Annotated in this window: 22 protein-coding genes; 8 read left to right on the forward strand and 14 right to left on the reverse strand. The window is 40.1% G+C overall.

Annotated features, from left to right (window positions below):
• Nucleotides 1-13: 13 nt before the first annotated feature.
• From PR725_RS06005 to PR725_RS06020, 4 genes are all read left to right on the forward strand, one after another.
• Nucleotides 14-883 carry a ChaN family lipoprotein gene (locus PR725_RS06005; protein ID WP_004911323.1) on the forward strand — a complete coding sequence of 290 codons (870 nt, stop codon included), beginning with the start codon at nt 14-16 and terminating at the stop codon, nt 881-883.
• Between the two features lie 142 nt (nt 884-1025).
• Nucleotides 1026-1829, forward strand: a complete 804-nt coding sequence (locus PR725_RS06010) for a cell envelope integrity protein TolA (protein WP_109912446.1) — start codon at nt 1026-1028, stop codon at nt 1827-1829.
• A 12-nt stretch (nt 1830-1841) separates the two neighbouring features.
• Complete coding sequence (locus PR725_RS06015) at nt 1842-3974, forward strand: S9 family peptidase (protein ID WP_210782789.1); 2133 nt, start codon at nt 1842-1844, stop codon at nt 3972-3974.
• Nucleotides 3975-4114: 140 nt separating this feature from the next.
• The gene (locus tag PR725_RS06020; protein WP_109912448.1) at nt 4115-6373 is read left to right on the forward strand and encodes a TonB-dependent receptor domain-containing protein; all 2259 of its coding nucleotides are present in this window, start codon (nt 4115-4117) and stop codon (nt 6371-6373) included.
• Nucleotides 6374-6435: 62 nt separating this feature from the next.
• On the opposite strand, the gene xseA is transcribed toward PR725_RS06020, so the two are convergent.
• Nucleotides 6436-7803, reverse strand: coding sequence for an exodeoxyribonuclease VII large subunit (gene xseA / locus PR725_RS06025; RefSeq protein WP_123381902.1), 1368 nt, complete (start codon nt 7801-7803; stop codon nt 6436-6438).
• Between the two features lie 171 nt (nt 7804-7974).
• On the opposite strand from xseA, the gene guaB reads away from it, so the two are divergent.
• The 3 genes from guaB to PR725_RS06040 all read left to right on the forward strand — a co-directional run bounded on the left by guaB (nt 7975) and on the right by PR725_RS06040 (nt 12528).
• Nucleotides 7975-9441 carry an IMP dehydrogenase gene (guaB, locus tag PR725_RS06030; protein WP_004253607.1) on the forward strand — a complete coding sequence of 489 codons (1467 nt, stop codon included), beginning with the start codon at nt 7975-7977 and terminating at the stop codon, nt 9439-9441.
• A gap of 85 nt (nt 9442-9526) precedes the next feature.
• The gene (guaA, locus tag PR725_RS06035) at nt 9527-11104 is read left to right on the forward strand and encodes a glutamine-hydrolyzing GMP synthase (RefSeq protein WP_110731973.1); all 1578 of its coding nucleotides are present in this window, start codon (nt 9527-9529) and stop codon (nt 11102-11104) included.
• A gap of 218 nt (nt 11105-11322) precedes the next feature.
• A complete protein-coding gene (locus PR725_RS06040) occupies nt 11323-12528 on the forward strand; it encodes a tyrosine-type recombinase/integrase (RefSeq protein ID WP_272568069.1) in 1206 nt (401 codons plus the stop codon).
• Between the two features lie 5 nt (nt 12529-12533).
• Here the strand turns inward: PR725_RS06040 and PR725_RS06045 are convergent, their stop codons facing one another.
• The 13 genes from PR725_RS06045 to PR725_RS06105 all read right to left on the reverse strand — a co-directional run bounded on the left by PR725_RS06045 (nt 12534) and on the right by PR725_RS06105 (nt 20139).
• Nucleotides 12534-12719: a hypothetical protein gene (locus tag PR725_RS06045; RefSeq protein WP_061063957.1), complete on the reverse strand. Its 186-nt coding sequence runs from the start codon at nt 12717-12719 to the stop codon at nt 12534-12536.
• Nucleotides 12712-13365 carry an MT-A70 family methyltransferase gene (locus PR725_RS06050; protein ID WP_272568072.1) on the reverse strand — a complete coding sequence of 218 codons (654 nt, stop codon included), beginning with the start codon at nt 13363-13365 and terminating at the stop codon, nt 12712-12714. Before PR725_RS06050 ends, PR725_RS06045 begins: the two co-directional genes overlap by 8 nt.
• Before the next feature lie 388 nt (nt 13366-13753).
• A complete protein-coding gene (locus PR725_RS06055; protein ID WP_272568239.1) occupies nt 13754-13936 on the reverse strand; it encodes a hypothetical protein in 183 nt (60 codons plus the stop codon).
• 157 nt (nt 13937-14093) lie between these two features.
• Nucleotides 14094-14384, reverse strand: a complete 291-nt coding sequence (locus PR725_RS06060; RefSeq protein ID WP_267721995.1) for a hypothetical protein — start codon at nt 14382-14384, stop codon at nt 14094-14096.
• A 223-nt stretch (nt 14385-14607) separates the two neighbouring features.
• Entirely contained in the window at nt 14608-14781 is a 174-nt protein-coding gene (locus PR725_RS06065; RefSeq protein ID WP_272568076.1) for a DUF7167 family protein, read from the reverse strand.
• Between the two features lie 51 nt (nt 14782-14832).
• On the reverse strand, nt 14833-14994 hold the full coding sequence (locus PR725_RS06070; protein WP_172974374.1) for a hypothetical protein: 162 nt from the start codon (nt 14992-14994) through the stop codon (nt 14833-14835).
• Between the two features lie 42 nt (nt 14995-15036).
• The gene (locus PR725_RS06075) at nt 15037-15246 is read right to left on the reverse strand and encodes a hypothetical protein (protein ID WP_272568079.1); all 210 of its coding nucleotides are present in this window, start codon (nt 15244-15246) and stop codon (nt 15037-15039) included.
• Nucleotides 15247-15318: 72 nt separating this feature from the next.
• On the reverse strand, nt 15319-15843 hold the full coding sequence (locus PR725_RS06080) for a hypothetical protein (protein WP_272568082.1): 525 nt from the start codon (nt 15841-15843) through the stop codon (nt 15319-15321).
• A gap of 41 nt (nt 15844-15884) precedes the next feature.
• Nucleotides 15885-16187, reverse strand: coding sequence for a hypothetical protein (locus tag PR725_RS06085; RefSeq protein ID WP_196723596.1), 303 nt, complete (start codon nt 16185-16187; stop codon nt 15885-15887).
• A gap of 41 nt (nt 16188-16228) precedes the next feature.
• Entirely contained in the window at nt 16229-17290 is a 1062-nt protein-coding gene (locus PR725_RS06090; protein ID WP_272568086.1) for a RecT family recombinase, read from the reverse strand.
• 55 nt (nt 17291-17345) lie between these two features.
• Nucleotides 17346-19073 carry a PD-(D/E)XK nuclease-like domain-containing protein gene (locus tag PR725_RS06095; RefSeq protein ID WP_272568088.1) on the reverse strand — a complete coding sequence of 576 codons (1728 nt, stop codon included), beginning with the start codon at nt 19071-19073 and terminating at the stop codon, nt 17346-17348.
• Nucleotides 19045-19296, reverse strand: coding sequence for a hypothetical protein (locus PR725_RS06100; protein WP_272568092.1), 252 nt, complete (start codon nt 19294-19296; stop codon nt 19045-19047). The genes PR725_RS06095 and PR725_RS06100 overlap by 29 nt, the downstream gene beginning before the upstream one ends.
• A 243-nt stretch (nt 19297-19539) precedes the next feature.
• Nucleotides 19540-20139, reverse strand: coding sequence for a helix-turn-helix domain-containing protein (locus PR725_RS06105; RefSeq protein WP_061063964.1), 600 nt, complete (start codon nt 20137-20139; stop codon nt 19540-19542).
• Nucleotides 20140-20663: 524 nt separating this feature from the next.
• Here PR725_RS06105 and PR725_RS21830 point away from each other — a divergent pair.
• Nucleotides 20664-20789, forward strand: coding sequence for a hypothetical protein (locus PR725_RS21830; protein WP_316928176.1), 126 nt, complete (start codon nt 20664-20666; stop codon nt 20787-20789).
• The last annotated feature ends 43 nt before the right edge of the window (nt 20790-20832 follow it).

The raw sequence follows: 20832 nt of genomic DNA on the forward strand, positions 1-20832 counted from the left end.
GATGGAAAGCATAATGATTTCAATAAGATTGACCTCTCAAATAGCCACTTTAATGGTTGGGTTATTTTTCCTTATCGGTTGTACACAAAAAATTGAACCGACAATCGTACAATTAGATAGCCAACTAACAGTAAGCAACCAAATTATTGACTTAGCAACAGGTAAGTCTTTAACACCTCAGCAATTAATCGAGCAGCTTGCTCAATCTCCACGCGTCATTGTCGGAGAAAAGCATGATAACCATTATCACCACCAAATTGAGCAATGGCTTGCACAAGAAATGCCAAAAATACGGCCTCAAGGTGCGGTTCTACTCGAAATGTTGACACCGTCGCAGCAAAATAGTGTGAACCGTGTACAGGCGCAGATGCAAAATAACCCTTATATTCGTGACGAAAAGCTACAGTCCGCCTTAAATTGGAATAGTGGTTGGCCTTGGGAGCAATATGGGGCTTTAATCCGCCATTTGCTGAGCTCGCCTTATCCGCTACTGTCGGCAAACCTAGATAAAAAAGAGGTACTTGCCGCCTACGCTAACCCGTCATCAGTAACGGGGCAATATTCAGCTCAACCCATTGTTCAAGAACTTATCAGTAAAACGATTGAAAGTTCTCATGGTGGGGAACTGACAGCGGAACAAGTGGCTAAAATGACCTTTATACAGCAGTTGCGTGACCGTCGTATGGCAGAGTCGTTATTAAATGCACCTACACCCGCGCTTCTATTCGCAGGTGGCTATCATGCAACAAGAGCAATTGGTGTGCCTTTACATGTGCAAGACCTAGCGCCCGAAGAACCCGTAAAAGTATTAATTATTTCAGAAAGAGGTGAAGAAATAGACCATTTACATGCTGATTTTGTGTGGTACACGCCTAAAGGATGACTAAGTAATAGCAAGCTAATGATTTCAAAAAAGTTAATTTTGTGAAGTAATCTTTATTTCCAGTAAGAAATGATTTCCATTTTCATTTGTTATTAATTATCATTTGCATTTATACATAAATACGTCAGTGCATAAGATAAAAATGATTATAACAACATTTGAAAATGAGTATTTAAAGCGAACAACGAAGATAAGTGGGGGCTTCGCATTGGCAATTGCTCTTCATATTGGGGTTGTTGGGTTGTATATATGGGTAACTCACAATCAACAATGGGATGAGTTATTGCCTCCGCCATCAGTGGTGATGGAGATTTCGATTGAATCGCAAGCCGAACAATTGACAGAAGCTAACATTGGCCAACTACAAGAGTTATCGGTGGCGAGCCAGGCTCATGAAGCCCCATCGGAAGAGAAAATTATCCCATCATTAGCCATCAATGAGCAGGCTGAAGTGCAAGTCGCTAAAGCGGTGAGTACAAAACGAACTGCTGAAGTCAAAAAACAAAAGCATGAAAAGCAGGCGGTTGAACAAAAACAAGCGACTGATTCAAAAGCCAATGATGCCCCTGTCACCAGTGATGCTGCAGCGCCATTACAAACTCAAAAAATTGCCGCAGAATTTAATAGCCAGTCACAATCGGTAGATAACGCGAAAAGGCTATGGGAAGCACAAGTATTGGGGAAACTAAATAAATACAAGCGGTTTCCTGAAGACGCCGTAAGGCGGGGGCGAGTCGGTCAATCAACAGTAACATTTACGGTTGACCCACAAGGTTTTTTGCTTGGTAGCGACCTAGTAAGTTCATCAGGAACACGATCTTTGGATAGAGAAGCATTGCAGGTGCTATCGAGAGCAGCACCTTTACCTGAACCCCCAGCTGAAATTTTAATCAATGGGCGGGTAACTGTCAGGATACCTATTGATTTTACTCTTAATGAAAAATAGATTGGATAAATTATGCGTAATAAACTCACTGAGTTTTGTTTTATTACATTACTTGGTTTATATGCAGCAACCAGTGCTGCGGAGGATAGAATGTCAGCACCAATAGCCAAAAAACAACCTTATACTATCACCACTCACGGAGATGCCCGTGTAGATAACTATTATTGGTTAAGAGATGATCAACGCGAGTCTCCAGAAATCATTGAATATTTAACGCAAGAGAATAATTATACGCAGCAGCAACTTGCAAAAGGTGAATCGTTAAAAAAAGAAATTTACGATGAATTGTTTTCACGTATGAAGCAGGACGATGAGTCAGTTCCCTATGATTATAATGGTTATACCTACCGTTCACGAGTTGTCGCGGGGAAAAATTATTCTATCTTTGAAAGACGCCCTGTAAATAGCCAAGATGAATGGGTTGTATTAGTTGATGGTAATGAACGAGCCGAAGGCACTGAATATTATCGTATGGGAGCGTTAGCGATTTCGCCGGATAATACCACGCTAGCGATTGCTGAAGATCGCCAAGGACGTAATGAATTTGCAGTATCATTTCGCAAAATTGATGAGAGCAAGTGGCAGGAAAATGTATTAACCAATACTTCAGGTAATATTGTCTGGGCTAATGACAACCAAACGCTATTCTATGTGAATAAGGACAAGCAAACATTGCTACCTTATCAAGTGGTTAAACATCTATATGGTACACAGCAAACTCAAGATAAACTGGTGTATGAAGAAAAGGATGATACTTTTTACGTTAGTTTAGCGAAATCGACTTCAAAAGATTTTATTTTAATGGGGATCACGAGTACTGAAACCTCTGAGTACCGTTTAATTGATGCCAATCAGCCACAAAATGACGTTAAAATTTTAAAACCACGTCAAACGGGGGTTGAGTACTATCCTGACCATTTCAATGGTAAATTCTATATTCGTTCTAATCACCAGCATCCATTATTTGGTTTATATATTGCAGACAATATTTCAGCACCATGGGTAAGCTTTATTGCACCGCGTGATGGGGTTGATCTTGAAGGTTTTGCTTTATTTAATAATTGGTTAGTTGTGGAAGAACGCCAAAATGGTTTAGTGAATATTCGCCAAATCAGTTGGTTAACTAATAAAGAAAACCAAGTGAGCTTTGATGACCCAACATACATGGCGTGGATCGGAAATAACCTTGAGCCAGATACGGATAAACTACGCTACGGTTACTCATCAATGACCACACCGTCTTCAGTATATGAAATTAATATGCTGACTCAAGAAAAGCAGCTGTTAAAACAAGAAGAAGTTAAAGACTTTAATAAGCAAAACTACCAAAGTGAGCGTATTTGGGTTACTGCACAAGATGGGGTAAAAGTCCCGGTTTCTTTAGTTTACCGTAAAGATCTATTCAAACATGGCCAAAATCCATTGTTAGTCTATGGTTATGGCGCTTATGGGTATGGCATTGATCCTTCATTTAGTTCATCTCGTTTGTCTTTATTGGATCGTGGCTTTGTTTACGCGATTGCACATATTCGTGGTGGTGGTGATTTAGGTAAAAATTGGTACATACAAGGCAAAACAATCCACAAGATGAATACCTTTACTGACTTTATTGATGCAACCAAAGGGTTATTATCAGAAGGTTATGGTAAAGCAGGACATGTGTATGCCATGGGGGGCAGTGCGGGTGGCTTATTAATGGGAGCGGTTGTGAATATGGCGCCTGATTTATACGAGGGGGTTGTTTCCGCTGTTCCATTTGTTGATGTGGTAACCACAATGTTAGACCCATCAATCCCTCTGACCACCGGGGAATACGATGAGTGGGGTAACCCTGAAAATGAAGAAGATTACTGGAGAATTAAAGCGTATAGCCCTTATGACAATATCAAAGCACAACATTACCCACATATTTTAGTGACGACAGGGTTACATGACTCTCAAGTTCAATATTGGGAACCTGCAAAATGGGTAGCTAAATTACGAGATATTAAACAAGGCAATTCATTATTATTATTAGAAACTAATATGAATGCGGGGCATGGTGGTAAATCAGGGCGTTTTAATGCACTAGATGATATCGCCCAAGAATATAGTTTTATTCTCATGCTTGAAAATAAAGATAAATATTTTCCATATTTAAAATAATAATTAACCTATAAAATTTAGGTGATTTCAGGCCAGCAACAATATTAATGACATTGTTGCTGGGCCTCTTCACAGGCTTTATTTGGTCTGTGCTAGCAGTGTGAGCGTATGACACACAGTACGTTTACAGGAATGGTTTAATGAATAATAAAACAATAATTATGGTTGCTAGCATTATTGCCACTAGCTCCCAAGGGATTGCTTTGGCTGAAAATACGCAGCAGCAGAATAAGCAGAAAGAAGGTGTGGTTAATTTTAGCCAATTAAAAGTCTCAGGTGCGCAGAAACAAACGCCATTAGTCAAAGCATTGGAAAAACCGGGTGCTTATAGCGCGGTGGGTACGGAAAATAAATTGCAGTCGATGGATAAAATTATTCGTACCATGCCCGGAACCTATACTCAAATGGATGCCAGCCAAGGCACCGTTAATGTCAATATTCGCGGGTTGAGTGGTTTTGGTCGCGTGAATATGATGGTGGATGGTGTCACGCAAAGTTATTATGGAATTTCCCCAAGTCAATATACACATGGACAACAGCCAAATAATGATTTTGGCGCTTTAATTGACCCAAATTTTATTGTTGAAGTTGAAGTAGAGAAAGGGCAATTAAATGGAGGCAATAGTGTTAACGCTTTAGCAGGGAGTGCAAATTTTCGTACTATCGGTATTGATGATGTGATTTTTAAAGATAATGTATATGGGCTGCGTAGTAAAGCTAGCTGGGGAGATAATGGTCTCGGTTATAATGGCATGGTAGCGGTCGCAGGAAAGACATTATTGCAAGATGATGGCTATTTTGGCGGTTTAATTGCGGTTAGCGGCCATAATATTCCTGGTAGTTATAAAAATGGTGATGGGTTTGATAGTGATGAATTTGCCACCGACTCCACTTTCAAACAAAAGCCACAATCGCAATTAGCTAAATTGAAATATAAACCTAATGACAGCCATGAATTAGAATTCAGTGGTCGTTTCTTACAAAATAAGCTCACACGAAGAAAGATTAATAGTGAAGATTATTATATTAAATATAAATATACGCCGCTAAATGAATTAATTGATGTTGAGGTTTTAGCGAGTCATGGAAAAAATGACCAACAATTTGAAGGTGACTCATTAGGTTGGGCATTAAGGCAAGGTAAATCCAAAAATATTGGCGATGGTCTTAATCTTTCTAATACAAGCCGGTTTTCCTATGGTGATATTGATTTTGAATGGAAAATAGGTTCTAAGTTATCTAAAACGAAGTATGAGCGAGAGGTTAGTTCTGTTATTGACCAAGATACGTTGAACTATAATCCATTCTCGCCAAGTGGGTCGTTAGATCTTGCGAGCGCATATACACAATTGGAAGCCAAGTATGGGATCTATACAGCAATTTTTGATTTGAATTATATGAATTATCACTTAAAAGGTTTTAAACCTGCATGTGGTGATCAAGATTTTTGTTTTCCACAGGAAGCTGCAACTTTAAATTTACGGGGTAATGGTTTTAACCCCGGAGTTTTATTATCAGCAGAAATTATTCCTGAATTCCAGCCATTTGTCAGTTATGCGCATTCAATGAGAGCGCCGAATACGCAAGAAGTTTTTTATTCTCAAGAAGGTGGTAATTCAATGAACCCATTCTTAAAAGAAGAGAAATCACAGACATGGCAAGTTGGTTTTAATAGCTTTAAACCGGATTTAATTTTTGAAGGTGACCAATTTAATATGAAGGCATTATGGTTCCATACAAAAATTAAAGACTATATTACGAGTAAGCCTTATTTACTTTGTCGCCCAAGATCAAATGCTGAACTGGCTTGGTGTTTAATGAATGATGATGTATGGGACAAAGAATTCCCAGAATTTATGCGTAAAAGTTATATGTATGTCAATGAGCCTCATGATGTTAATCTTCGTGGCTATGAATTACAGGCTAATTATGATGCAGGTATAGTTTATTCAACATTATCCTATACCAAAGAAACTGGGGATCAACCTAACTCCATAGCTAAGGTTGCTGATTTTAGTGCGGGAGATTTCACTGAGCTTCCTGATTATTATGTGACCTTGGATTCAGGTGTGCGTTTATTGGATGAAAAATTAACCGTAGGTACAACTATTACATGGACCGGCCCTTCAAAACGAATTGGTGTAGAGTCTATCGTTGATAACGATGGAAATGCACTAAAAGATAAGTATGAAAAACAACCTACAATCATTGATTTATATACAGACTATGAAGTTAATAAAAACTTTAAATTGATGATGACGGTTAATAATATCACGAATAAAAATTATTCGGATGCATTAAATCGTGCAAATTCTACCGCTATTATGGAAGAACGCGGTAAAAATAATGCAACAGCAAGAGGGCGTACTTATATGATTGGTGGACAGGTGCGTTTCTAATCAACGTATAAATTTAACACCACTTATCCCGTTATTTTTATCGAGATAAGTGGTTAAAATAATTATTTCGATATTCTTTTTACTTTAACCTTCTCAATATGAGTAACTTGGCTTTCAACCCAGCCATCATTCAGGCGAGTTTTCAGTGGTTGGCCAACTTTCACTTGGCTGGTTTTTTTCAGTACGGTGCCTTTAGCGGTTTCACTGATACTAAACCCGCGAGCTAAGGTGGCTAATGGGCTAACTGCTTCCATTTTTGAACAAGCGACAGCGAAACGTTGGCGGTAACTGTTAACCAAACTCGTGACCATATTCTGCAAATGATACTGTGTCTGCTGCAACTGACGTTGCTGTTTTTGCAATTGAGGGCGCAAATCATTTTGCAGTAAACGACGGTCGAGCCTTTCGAACTTAGATGTTGAATTTTGTAGTTGTCGAGTCATCGACTGCGCCAATTTTTGTTGCAATAAATTAAGTTGATTATGTTGCCGTGCCAAACGTAATTGTGGGTGTTGTTGCTGTAAACGGTGATGCAAACGAGCAAACCTTTGTTGTTGACCTGCTACATAATAATCCATTGCCATTTCAAGGTGTTGCTGCGCAGATTTTAGCTGACGGAGCATTTCTAACTGGTTACGGCTAACAAGCTCGGCCGCTGCAGATGGGGTGGGTGCTCTTACGTCCGCCACATAGTCGGCAATCGTCACATCGGTCTCATGACCAACAGCGCTAATTATAGGCAGTTGACTAGCAAAAATGGCTCTAGCAACGATTTCTTCATTAAATGCCCATAAATCTTCAAGTGAACCGCCCCCGCGACCGACGATCAACACATCACATTCTTGACGCAAATTTGCTAGCTCAATCATCCGAGCAATTTGTGCTGGTGCCATCTCACCTTGAACGGCCGTTGGGTAGATAATGATAGGCAGGGAAGGGTCGCGACGACGTAAAATATTTAAAATATCATGTAGGGCTGCACCCGTTGCCGAGGTAATGATACCGACGGATTTAGCTGGGCTAGGTAGTGGTTTTTTATGAATAATATCAAACAAACCTTGGGCACTTAGTGTTTGTTTTAATAGCTCAAAACGTTGTTGCAGTAAGCCTTCACCGGCTGGTTGCATGCTCTCAAGGATTAATTGATAGTCACCTCTAGGTTCATATAAGGTCACTGTCGCTCGAACTAAAACTTGCTGGCCATTTTGTGGGCGGAAAGTGACTCGTGCATTTTGCCCACGGAACATGGCCGCTCGCACCTGCGCTCGGTCATCTTTTAAGGTTAAGTACCAATGACCTGAACTGGGTTGTGAAAAATTGGAAATTTCAGCTGTTAACCAAATACGCCCCATTTGGCTATCGAGAAGTTCTCGAACCGATTGGTTAAGCTTACTAACAGAGTAAATTGCGCTATTTTGTGAAGTCGACATGTGAGCCAGATCAAATTTTAAAACAATGACTTAATCGATAGATACTAACGCAGCTATAGGAGTTATCAAGTTTTTTTTCAAAAAAGTGCTGGAAGCAACCGTTTTCGGTGTGTATAATGCCGCGGCAATATTTTATACCTTTCCATAACGCTGCCTGGTGGGATATTGCCTATGTTACGCATTAAAAAAGAAGCACTAACTTTCGACGACGTTTTACTCGTTCCTGCACACTCAACGGTATTACCGAATACCGCAGACTTATCAACTCAACTGACTGCAAACATCCGCCTGAACATTCCTATGCTTTCTGCAGCCATGGATACTGTCACAGAATCTGACCTTGCTATTGCTTTAGCACAAGAAGGTGGCATTGGTTTCATCCATAAAAATATGACTATTGAGCGCCAAGCGGAAGAAGTTCGCCGCGTAAAAAAACATGAAAGTGGTGTCGTAACGGACCCTGTTACAGTAACGCCGGATACCACTATTCGTGAAGTGCAAGAAATGGCTGAGCGCAATGGTTTTGCTGGTTATCCAGTCGTGGCAAACGATAACTCATTAGTTGGTATTATTACAGGCCGTGATGTTCGTTTCGTGACAGATTTAGACCAACCTGTTACTGCGGTGATGACGCCAAAAGAACGTTTAGTCACCGTGAAAGAAGGCGAAGCACGCGAAATCGTTTTGCAAAAAATGCACGAAAAGCGCGTAGAAAAAGCCTTAGTGATCGATGATAACTTTCATTTGTTAGGGATGATCACGGTTAAAGACTTCCAAAAAGCAGAACGTAAGCCAAACGCGTGTAAAGACGAGCAAGGCCGTTTACGTGTTGGTGCTGCGGTTGGTGCAGGCGCAGGGAATGAAGAACGTGTTGACGCGCTGGTGGCTGCTGGCGTTGATGTTTTATTAATTGACTCATCACATGGTCATTCAGAAGGCGTACTACAACGTATCCGCGAAACTCGCCAAAAATACCCTGACTTACAAATTATTGGTGGTAACGTTGCAACAGCGGAAGGGGCGAAAGCCTTAGCGGATGCAGGTGTTAGCGCGGTTAAAGTGGGAATTGGTCCGGGTTCAATCTGTACTACGCGTATCGTCACTGGCGTGGGTGTACCACAAATCACGGCTATTGCTGAAGCGGCGGAAGCACTTGAAGGTACGGGTATTCCTGTTATTGCGGATGGTGGGATTCGTTTCTCAGGTGACATCTCTAAAGCTATCGCGGCAGGCGCTGCGTGTGTGATGGTCGGCTCAATGTTCGCAGGAACTGAAGAGTCTCCAGGAGAAACTATTTTATTCCAAGGCCGTACTTACAAAGCATACCGTGGTATGGGCTCACTTGGTGCAATGTCTAAAGGCTCGTCAGACCGTTACTTCCAATCAGATAATGCGGCAGACAAATTAGTGCCAGAAGGTATTGAAGGCCGCGTAGCGTATAAAGGCCGATTAAAAGAAATCATTCATCAACAAATGGGTGGCTTACGCTCCTGTATGGGGCTGACAGGTTGTGGTACTATTGATGCATTGAGAACAAAAGCAGAATTTGTTCGTATCAGTGGAGCCGGTATCCAAGAAAGCCACGTCCATGATGTTACTATCACGAAAGAATCTCCAAACTATCGTTTGGGGCAATAATCGATAAAATTTCTCAGGGTGGCGCATTCGTTCGATTGCGTCACCGATTCTTATTTTTGACTTGAATTTTTGGAATTCTCCTCAAATGACAACAAATATCCATAAACATCGCATTCTTATTCTTGATTTCGGCTCGCAATATACACAGCTGATCGCCCGTCGTATCCGTGAAATTGGCGTTTACTGTGAACTCTGGGCGTGGGACGTTACAGAAGAACAAATTCGAGAATTTAATCCAAACGGTATCATTCTTTCTGGTGGGCCAGAAAGTACGACTGAATCAGATAGTCCACGTGCTCCTGATTACGTATTTAATGCAGGTGTTCCTGTATTAGGTATTTGTTATGGCATGCAAACCATGTCAATGCAACTGGGTGGCGCAGTTGAGGTCTCTGGTGAACGTGAGTTCGGTTATGCCAATGTTGAAATCACTGAGCAATGTGAATTATTCCGTGATATTCATGACTCTCTGAACGAAGCTGGCAAGCCAGTACTTGATGTCTGGATGAGCCATGGTGATAAAGTTACCGCTATTCCTGCGGATTTTAAAACTATTGCCAGCACGCCAAGCTGCCCATATGCCATCATGGCAAATGAAGAGAAAAAATTCTATGGTGTTCAATTCCACCCAGAAGTGACTCACACTCACCAAGGCCTAAATATTTTAACGCGCTTTGTGAAAGATATTTGCCAATGTGAGGCACTGTGGACGCCAGCTGCAATTATTGAAGACACGGTAGCCCGTTTAAAAGAGCAAATTGGTGATGACCATGTACTGCTCGCGCTATCGGGTGGTGTTGACTCATCGGTTACTGCGTTGCTATTAAACCGCGCAATTGGTAAACGTTTAACCTGTGTATTTGTTGATAACGGTTTATTACGTTTAAACGAAGCAGACCAAGTGATGGAAATGTTTGCAGGTAAATTTGACCTGAACATTATCCATGCTAAAGCAGAAGATCGCTTCTTAAATGCGTTAGCTGGGATCAGCGATCCAGAAGCTAAACGTAAGAAAATTGGTCATGTATTTATCGAAGTATTTGATGAAGAGTCATCTAAGCTGCCTAATATCAAATGGTTGGCTCAAGGGACTATTTATCCAGACGTTATTGAGTCAGCGGCATCAGCAACTGGCAAAGCGCATGTTATTAAGTCTCACCATAACGTCGGTGGTCTGCCGGATGACATGAAACTTGGTTTGGTTGAGCCATTAAAAGAATTGTTTAAAGATGAAGTCCGTAAAATTGGTCTCGAGTTAGGTCTCCCGTACGACATGCTGTATCGCCACCCATTCCCTGGCCCAGGTTTAGGGGTTCGCGTATTAGGTGAAGTGAAGAAAGAGTACTGTGACTTATTACGTCGCGCAGATGCTATCTTTATTGAAGAACTGCACAACGCGGATTTATATCATAAAGTTAGCCAAGCGTTTACCGTATTCTTACCTGTCCGCTCTGTTGGCGTCATGGGTGATGGCCGTAAATACGACTGGGTGGTTTCATTACGTGCAGTAGAAACTATCGACTTTATGACCGCGCATTGGGCGCACTTACCATATGATTTCCTAGGCCGAGTTTCAAACCGTATTATTAATGAGGTCGATGGCATTTCCCGTGTTGTTTATGATATCAGCGGTAAACCGCCTGCAACAATTGAGTGGGAATAATATAGCAATTGTTGATAACAGTTTTTAGTTATCGATAAATTCAAAGGCATCAGTTAGTTACTGGTGCCTTTTTGTTTTTAACAGTCTTTAATTGTTGATAGTTGCAGATAATTTTGACGGTATTATTGACGGTATTGAAAATAAAATAGACTATATGAGTGACTCAATACCGTCAGCAAAATAATAAAAATGACGGTATCACGCAAAGGAATACCGACATGTTAACCGATAAAAAATTAAAGAGTTTAAAGCCTCAAGATAAGCTTTATAAGCTATCTGATCGTGATGGTTTATATGTGGCAGTATCAAAAACTGGTGTTATTTCATTTAGATATGATTACCGATTTAATGGACGTAGAGAAACGGTAACGTTTGGCCGTTACAGTGATGACGGTATTACGCTTGCAGAAGCAAGAGAAATGCTTCTTGATGCTAAAAAGCTTCTAAACGCAGGTGTATCACCATCTTCAAACAAACGTGACGGTATTGATAGAAGAAAAGCTGGGACGGTATTGCAGGACTATACCGTCAGATATCTCGAAGATACCCGATTTGCCAATAGCACAAAGGCTATGAAAGAAGCCATCGTACGAAAAGAAATTTATCCGACTTTGGGTAAATTACAACTAGAAGAAATCACAACACAGAAAGTTCGAGCGTTATGCGAAAAGATTAAAGATCGCGGAGCAAGAGCAACAGCGTTACAGGTACGCGAAATTATCGGCTCTGTCTTTAGCTATGTTATTGACCGTGGATATGATATTCAAAATCCAGTTGATGGCATTAAGGCCTCTTCAATTGCTACTTTTGAAGCGCGTGAGCGCTCAATGTCACCTAAAGAAGTAGGATTATTCTTTAATGAGTTAGAAAATTATAGCTGTTATCCAACGTTAAAACTTGCTGTTAAATTTGTATTAATAACGTTAGTACGAAAGAGTGAGTTTACAAACGCAGCCTGGGATGAGATTGACTTCGAAGATCGTCAGTGGGTAATACCTAAAGAACGCATGAAACGCCGTAGAGCACATGTTATCTATCTTTCAGATCAGGCCATGGATATTATTACTGGCTTTAAGGTCTGCGCCATGGGGAGTAATTATTTAGTTCCTGGTCGATACGATATCAAAAAGCCGCTTTCTAACGCTGCGTTAAATAATGTAATTGACGGCGTTGTTAAGCGTATAAATGCGAAGGGGATTAATTTTGAGCCGTTAACAGTCCATGATTTGAGAAGAACAGCCAGCACACTTTTGCATGAGGCTGGCTTCAATTCTGACTGGATAGAGAAGTGTTTAGCCCACGAACAAAAAGGCGTACGTGCTGTTTATAACAAAGCAGAGTATGCAGAGCAGCGCCGCGATATGTTACAGCAGTGGGCTAATATGGTGGATGGTTGGATAGAAAAAGAGAAGGGTAAAATTTAAGAGGTTTATTTTTCTGAGCCTAAAACTTTTGTGGCCAGTAGTGTTGATAGCATCGATGCACCGACCACCAGCCAAAATACGGAATAAAAAAGCCGCTCTATAATTACAGGGCGGCTGTCGTTTTCGGTACCGATTGCAGAAAAAATATATCCTGCAATCCATGCGTACGCTATCAAAATGAATTCAATCAATGGTAGCCTCCTTGGTTATAAATTGAGGTCCAGTAAGTTCAATACTGTTATTCGGGCATTCGTTGCCCCAAGCATCCCAACCTTGTGACATGTCACGCGCAAATAATTCTATGCGATTAACGTCACCGTATAATTGTTCAAGCCTATTTTTAGCCTCCCAAGGCTTTTGGCTGTGCTCACCTAAGCAACTAAATACAACCTGTTTAACGCTGGCGCTCATTCGCTCTAATCCATTACCGCGAGTCGCTATTAACACGTCCTCGCTATTGGCTCTGGTGTAGTTGCCTCCGTTCATTTTTGTTTCGGCATTGAGTAGATCCAGCAGGTCATGCCAATCAAACAAAGTGCCATTTTGTAGGGCTTTATCAAAACGTTCATGAGCTAGTGAATTGAATTTAACCCATGTGAACGCTTTTGATGTGCGTACGGTAAAGCCCCATGCCTTGGCTAGCTCAAATGCTTCTTGCACAAAATTACCTGTATACCACATGGCAAGGACTGCATTATCTGCGGCAATGGTATGAACTGGTAGGTGTTTTAAATCAAATAGGCTGGTGGTTTGGTAGTGGTTATTGGCGGCACCGTTGGAAACTTTATTGCTGTATTGCCAAGGGGGATCGCAATAAATAAGGCTGTATTTTTTCATTATCACCTACACTAAGTTGATTATCTTTCTAAAATAGAAAGCAATTCTCAAAGCAAAAATATCAAACTTATTTTCGTTGTTTAATGCAACTCTATAATATTCACACTTTTCACAAGAGCATTCGTAATAAAATAACTCTTCTTTGTTGAGTTTTTTATTGCAATGTACACATCTGTTATTCATTCTCCGCATCCTTCAGCTCGAATTTAATATCGACATCTTCGTTAATTGACATCTTGATGCACGTACTGTCGTAATAAGGGCTAAGTTGGTCACGTTCGCGCTGTAGGTCTATAGAAACATATTATCGTGGTAATAAAAATATCGGCAACGAAACCAATTATCACCAACCTTAATTACATCATTTGGCTTTAATTCATTTACTGCTTTATTCATTGATTAACTCCAGTTCATCAGGTTTAAAATTAGCCATAGTCCCATATTTATCTTGAACAATGACGCTATGAATATAATTATTATTATTTTCAATTACTGTGAATGTTATATTTTTAAATCTTACTAAGTCGTCACTCTGCTTTACTTTGACTTTATCGCCAATTATGAACTTCACGAATCACCTCTCCGCACTTAATCTCAACATCCCGCACCTGCATTATCTGCATAGCACGGCTCTCGCATTCTTGCTGTGTATATATTTGCTCTGATACAGGCACAGCAGAACCCTGTATTAGCATGAGTAATACATATCCGATTATTTGCATGGTTGTTTAATATTGAATGTACACTGGAATGTTTCGTTTATCGTCTGATTCTTCATGCACAGTAGAGCTACCGCAATCATGAATATTTTCAACACCAGTTACTGACATATAACCAATTGGTTTTAGGTTGTTAATTCGTTCCACCTCATCGCATAGTTGAATTAATTTTTTGGGGTGTATTAATTTATCCCAATCGCTTAACCTGAAATTAAATTCGTTATTTTCAAGTTCGGCTTTAATTAATGATTCACTACGTTTCTTTAATTCTTTCGCGTATTCTAACAATTCTTTATTCATTTTTTATTTTCACCCCGTTGCTGATTAATATATCTTCACATTTATCTATTCCATCAAAATAACCAGTATCGTATTCGTTATGGCAAATACCTTTGCGTTGTGGAAATTCAACCTCTAAACTCTCGCGTGATGCTTACCATACATCGAATAAATTTATCGTTGATGATTTATTCTTACTGCGCCACTCTTCAAATTGCCGCCTTGATTTATCCATCATTCCACCTTATTCCTCTGGTTGCACCCATAAATCAACAACATCACCAGTATATTCAGCTATAACTTCCAGCCTTTCATCCTCAGATAATTTCGCCCATTCCGATTCTGTGTAACCAATATCAGCGCTACACGTAGAGCCTTGATTATTCGTTCTTGCATATAACAACATCTGCTTACTCATATTCATTCCTCTTCATTGCATCCCTGCGAGTTAAATTAATCCTTTCCCTGATTAATCCTCACCCCATTCATCAACCCACGCTTCAAGTGGTGTTTTTCCTGCTTCGTAATCATCACGCCAAGCGTCTGCATCTGCTGCGCTGCCGCCGTGGTCTGCTGCTACTTGCATTAATAAATCGTGCCATTCTTCAAAACTACAATTTTCATTATTCATATATCTATCTCCTGTTTGCATCCTTGCAAATATATCCTTTGGTTAATAATCGTTGTTGTAATAAATCTCATCAGCGTCAGATTCATCTAAAACTAACAGGCTACCGCCGTAATAAAGCGCACCAACAAGGCGCTCAAACTCAGAACGGAACTGAACAACTTGCTTACCAAGCGTGTCATGGTATTCAAGCTCACCAGCGTATAGGCTGTAAACTGGATACCCATCATGCATAACTGCTACGTCTTCACGCATTTCTCTAGTGGTTTTTTGATGGAAGCTAAGGTAGGTATCGCACTGATGATATTCTTCTTTGCTTCTATGGCTCTATGGAGAGTCGCTAGCTGGCTCTTTCTCTAAGCCGATATGAAAAAATCCTTTTTCCCATGTATATTCTCCCTCGGAAATAATCACTAGTGGTCTTCCCCAGCCCTCATGAGCCGCTTCCTCTTGATATTGATCTACGTATGCCTTCCAAAGGTCAGATGCTTTGATATATTTTGGAATTTCATGTGATTTGATAAATTTCAATACCAAATCTTTCATTCCGCTAACCATTTGCTCACTGACGCAATTCAATTCCCATTGGCTAGAAAGCTCTTTAGCCATTAATAGGTTATATTTAGGCAGATCGACCACTTCACTAATATTTTCTGGAAGCGCTGATTCAAGAGCTTTTTTAACTCGGTCTGGAAAACTCCCCCAGCTGAAAGTATCTTTAATTGCTTTTTCATAAAGGCTTTTAACATGAGTACGGATCATTTCTGCATACTCAGGTGACTTTTCAAACTCTGAACAATGTTTAGCTATATCGCTGGCTAAGCTGTCAGCAATAGTGTTGTTATCTTTCATGGTTATTACCTAATTGGTTAGTTAAATTACATAAGGAATGGTTATTGCTTAGCCTTTTTAGCCCCGGGTGCTTGTCTGGCTTGTTTTATGTTTTCTTCATCCTCTTTGTACATGGTTGGATTGGTGATGCAGGCTTCTAAATAAGCGTTTACCTCATCCAACAAATAAACATGCTTGCGAGGGGCTAGATAGATTTTTCTTAGAACGCCTTCTTTATCACGGCTATCTAATGCCGTTCTACCCAAGCCAGTTACTTTTTTAACTAAGTCAGAAGAGATAACTTTGCCAAAGGCACCGATTTCTTCTATGCCAACAATTTCTAATTTTAATGATTCTAAATTCATAATTTCCCCTAAGGTGGGGGCGAACCCCACCGTCAAGTTTATTACTGGTATTCGTCTTTCATGTCGTTCAGCGTCAAGCTGAATGAATCGAACAGTTCGTCGCCAAGCTTGCGTTTGTTGGCATTAAGGAATTGAACAACCTTTTCGAAAGCCGCTTTAGCTTCTGGTGAGCCACCAGCAGGCAGGCTGTTAATTTGTGCTTCAAGGTTGTTGTTTGCATCGATGCGGTGATAGGCCTGAACCGCTTTATTTTTCAACTCTGTGAAAAGTGCGGTACCAAGTGATGATTTGAGTTCATCAATTTGTAATCGAATTTCTTTAACTTCATCCAGTGTTGAAGCATCAGTAATTGATTGGCGCAGTAATTCAGGGTTAAAGCCATCATCAACAATTTCACCTGTGATTACATCGTTGTTGCCGCTGGTGGCTTCTTGATGCTGCTCAGGCTCATTTTGCTGAGTAATTTCATTGAGGCTTACACGCTCTTTTGCTGGTGTAACATCTTTGATGGTGCGCTCTTCAAGTTCATCTGGCGTATAAACCCCCATGATCACTTCAGGGCAATACAGGCGCGACCAGTATTTAACAGCCAAGTAAGCAATTTGTTGCTTCGGCATGGTTTTCCATAGTGGGGAATTACGTGTTTGCACATCGGCTAAGTAAACAGGCTCACCGTACGTAATTTCCGTTTCACCTCTGAGAACTGCACCAACACGAATGTATAAACCTGATTCGTCACGATTTTCTTTTACGCCTACAATTTTTTCCCAGTCACCGCCATATTCGTAATGAAATCTGCTATCAACAACTTTTGAGCTAGTGATAACCGAATTAACTAGTTGCGCTTCATAACCAAGCGTGCCATTTATTAAATGTGTTTTTTGCCCTACAGCAAAAGGGTCCATTCCCCAGCGAGACGCTTGCATTACAATAGCTAAACAATCAGCAGGTTTGCCCTGTAAATGTTTAGGTACCGTTGCTGAGCCTGATGCCATTAAATCAGCAATACGGATAACACAATTCATTGCTTCTGGATTAAAAAGAAGTGACATGTTATTCATGACACTGGTTTGCGGTTGGTTACTTAAAGCGACTTCTGACATGATGATTACCTCTAAATTGATAAGCGCCACGCAGTAAGCAGGGCGCTAGAATTGATTAAGCTTCTTCTAATTGAAGTTCTTCTAACTTGCGTGTTTCAAAGTCAGTAAGATTAATGGTGAGTGTTTCGGTAACTGGTGCGGGCCATACGCCAGTGTTCATTGAGTTATTGATATCGCGCAGCGTCTTTTTGTACTCCAAGCGACCGAGCTCTAATAACTCTGGCGATGCCTCAACTATTGCAACCCAGTGGTAATGAGGATCAGAGTTAACGAATATCCAATAAAACTGGTCAAGCTGCGCGATATCGGAATACATACCTGCACTGATGTGATAATCACGATTAAGTATTTCCCTACGGATCATCGATGTAATTGCATCTTGTTTAAATCGACCAAGAGAGACGGATTTCAGGTCAAAGCCTATTCGATGATTATCATTCAGTTGAATTTCAATATCTGGCCTAACTCTTGTTTCAAGTCCTGTATCATCATCAACACCGTAATAACTAACTTCTGATACTCGGTTTGGATGATTGATTAACGCGCTAGCTTCTGGATGATTCATTACAGCATCGCGCATGTCTTTAGCGGTTTGAAAATCAATTGTTTCAACTTGAATTTTAGTTTCGTCACTTCTCCAAGCACTGATTAAATCATCTTCAAATATTGCATCTGGTTTAATCGCTTTAATTGATGCTGCAATTTCTTCTTTCTTTCCTGATTTTTTGAGAGGTTCAGGTTTGCTAGTTTCCTCGCCCCATAAATCAGGATTAATTGCGTAAACTTGATTGAGTAAAAAATCACGACTTCCAGATGTTTTTAATGGCTCTGGTAGTGTTGCGTTAAACTCTTTAATACACGCTTTCATTGCGGCGGCGGTGTGTTTATCTGATTCAGGTATTTTTCTAAATTCATCAGGTAAATCAGCATATAGCCCGCCAATTTCTTCTACTGAACCAGATAACGGTAATGGTGCTGGTAGTGTTGCGTTATGAGCTTCAATTATTGCTTTTAGCTCGTCAGTGCTGCGTGGCTGAGGTAAACCAGCATTATATTCATCAATCCATTTCGTCATGGAGTCAGTGTTTGTAAATGCTCCCTCTGGAATTTCAGGACGAACACTGAATTCAGTGCCGAACTTTTCAGGCTCCATCGTCAATGTATGAAACGCGCTACCTAAATCAAAACAGCGTTTATTTTCACGAAGAATGATTTTGCTTACATGTCTGAGGTTGTAATACATCAGGCTTATACGAGCATCTTTCAGCATTGAACTACTGATACCGTTTGAGCTGTGATAAACATCATTAGGGATATCAGGGTAACGACCCGGTTCAAAGTAAGGTGGTTCATTTACGGGGCATTCTTCAATAATTTCCGGCATGATATTACCAGTTTGTTTATCTTCACTGGCGTGAGTAATCACATCAGGATCCATCTGTTCGCTAATATCTACTGGTTCAGGTGATAGCAATGACTTGAAATACTGCTTGCGGTCAGCGTTTGAGCGAAACATGTCAGGATTTTTAATTACATGGATAAAAGCATTGGTAATGTCATTATCATGCATAAGCATCAGCTTTGGTGTTGATGTGGTAGTGATGCTTAAATCAAAAGCCACTTTTTCGAACGGTTCAAATTCTTCGCTAGTGGCTGTTTTGTTTAAGTGATTAGTTAGCTTATCAATATTTTCAGGCGTGTTAATGTCATTAGCCATTAAGATTGCGCTAACAATGTTGCTTAATTTGCGTTGTTCAAATTGCTCTTGTTCTTGATTGCTCATTAGATAATTCCTTGTCGGTTTGAATTGCTATCCAAGTGACGAAAGCCCACTCGATACCATCTTTAAAGTTTATGAACTCTTGTCTTTTTCCACGTACGATAAATACATGAAAACCATTTTCGATAAAAAACATCATTTCAATCACCTTTTGATAAACAAATTGTTTATGTTTGTGGTGCGAAAAAAATCCAGCTAAAACAGCTAGATTGATTAATATTGTCACTGTCCAAATCTTGCATTCCGAATCTACGGGTTAGCTAAGACATTCTGCGGCTCACAGAATTCAGGAGTGTGATGGCCGTTCTGTATTGTTAAAGAGCGTTAACCTTGTGGGTTAATATGAGATAAAGAATAAACCATAAACGACAGTTGTCAACTGTTAAAAACAAATAAATAACCAAATCGTTTATCTTTTCTGTAAATAAAAAAGCCAGCTCGAGACTGGCTATAAATTTAACACTTTGTTTTACTTTTCGTTTTTACTAATTATGAACTCAATAAAGTCTTGTATCTTTTCTTTTTCGTTATCGGGCAATGCCGCAAATTTTTTATGATCGTAGTGAAGAACATCTGAATCATCTTTAGACATGAGTAATTCGTATGGCTTACGGCCTAAGGCTTCCGCAATTGCAGCAACGCTATCAACTGTAGCACTGGACTCATTTTTGATAATGCGGTTTACAGTGGCTTGGCCTAAACCGGATTTAACTGATAACTGGGCCTGTGATTTAAAACCATCGATTAGCATGAATGTTGTTATGTTATCACCAAGTATGCGCCCAATGTCGGTAGGCTGGCGTGCTAATTCATCCGCAATCTGTTCAGCAGGCACATTCAAGTGATCCTTATCCATGTAATACTTAGGTAGCTTGGTAAGGTGCTCAATCTTTCTAGCAATAGGATCGCTAAGCGAACGATGGCTTTTCATGTCAGAGGACATTAAATAACGAGAAATAACATTAGGAGCACAACCAAGCGCAGCCGCTAGGCTCTTCTGTTTCCCTTCGTAATGCTTTTCTATCACAAAGACAAGATTGTCTCTTCTGATATCCTGAATGCTTTTCACTGTATTTTTCCCTTGCGTTTATTTTGTTCGATATTGTTTATTCTGTTTATCTATTAAATATCAAATTAACCCTTTAGGTAAATTACCGATTTGGTTATCATGATTTGAAATTGTGAGTCTGTTTATCTTTATGGTGGTTAATATGAAAGATTTTAACTTCAAAATATTCTGGAATGCTCTATCTAAGCGTGAGCGCCAGCAATTTGCAGATAGCGCAAATTTGACCGTTCAGTATGTTTCTATCCATCTGCGATATTGCAGTCGTAGCGTATCATTACAGACAGCTAAGAGATTGCAGAAGGCTCTTAATACGTTCGGAATAGAGCTAACGCTAGACCAAATAGCAGACAAATTTATGAAGTAAATCACACTAGGCCGCGAAAGCGGTCTTTTTATGATTAGATGGATAAACAATAACGTTTAAATGGTTGATTATTTTTTCTGTAGCGTATAATCTTACTGCTAATTAATCATAGATAAAGAGGTATCAATGAAGATTATCACTAGAAAGGAGGCCGTTACGAATGGCCTTAGTCGTTTTTATACGGGAAAACCATGCAGGCATGGGCACGATTCAGAACGATTCACTAGCAATGGTGTTTGTGTTGAATGCTCAGCAATTAACTCAGCGGCCTATCGCAAAGAGATAAGCAAGCTATTGAAACAGGCAAGAGAAATCAACGCGACGGCGTA

This window comes from Providencia sp. PROV255 (assembly GCF_028478065.1).
GTDB classification, from domain to species: Bacteria; Pseudomonadota; Gammaproteobacteria; order Enterobacterales; family Enterobacteriaceae; genus Providencia; species Providencia rettgeri.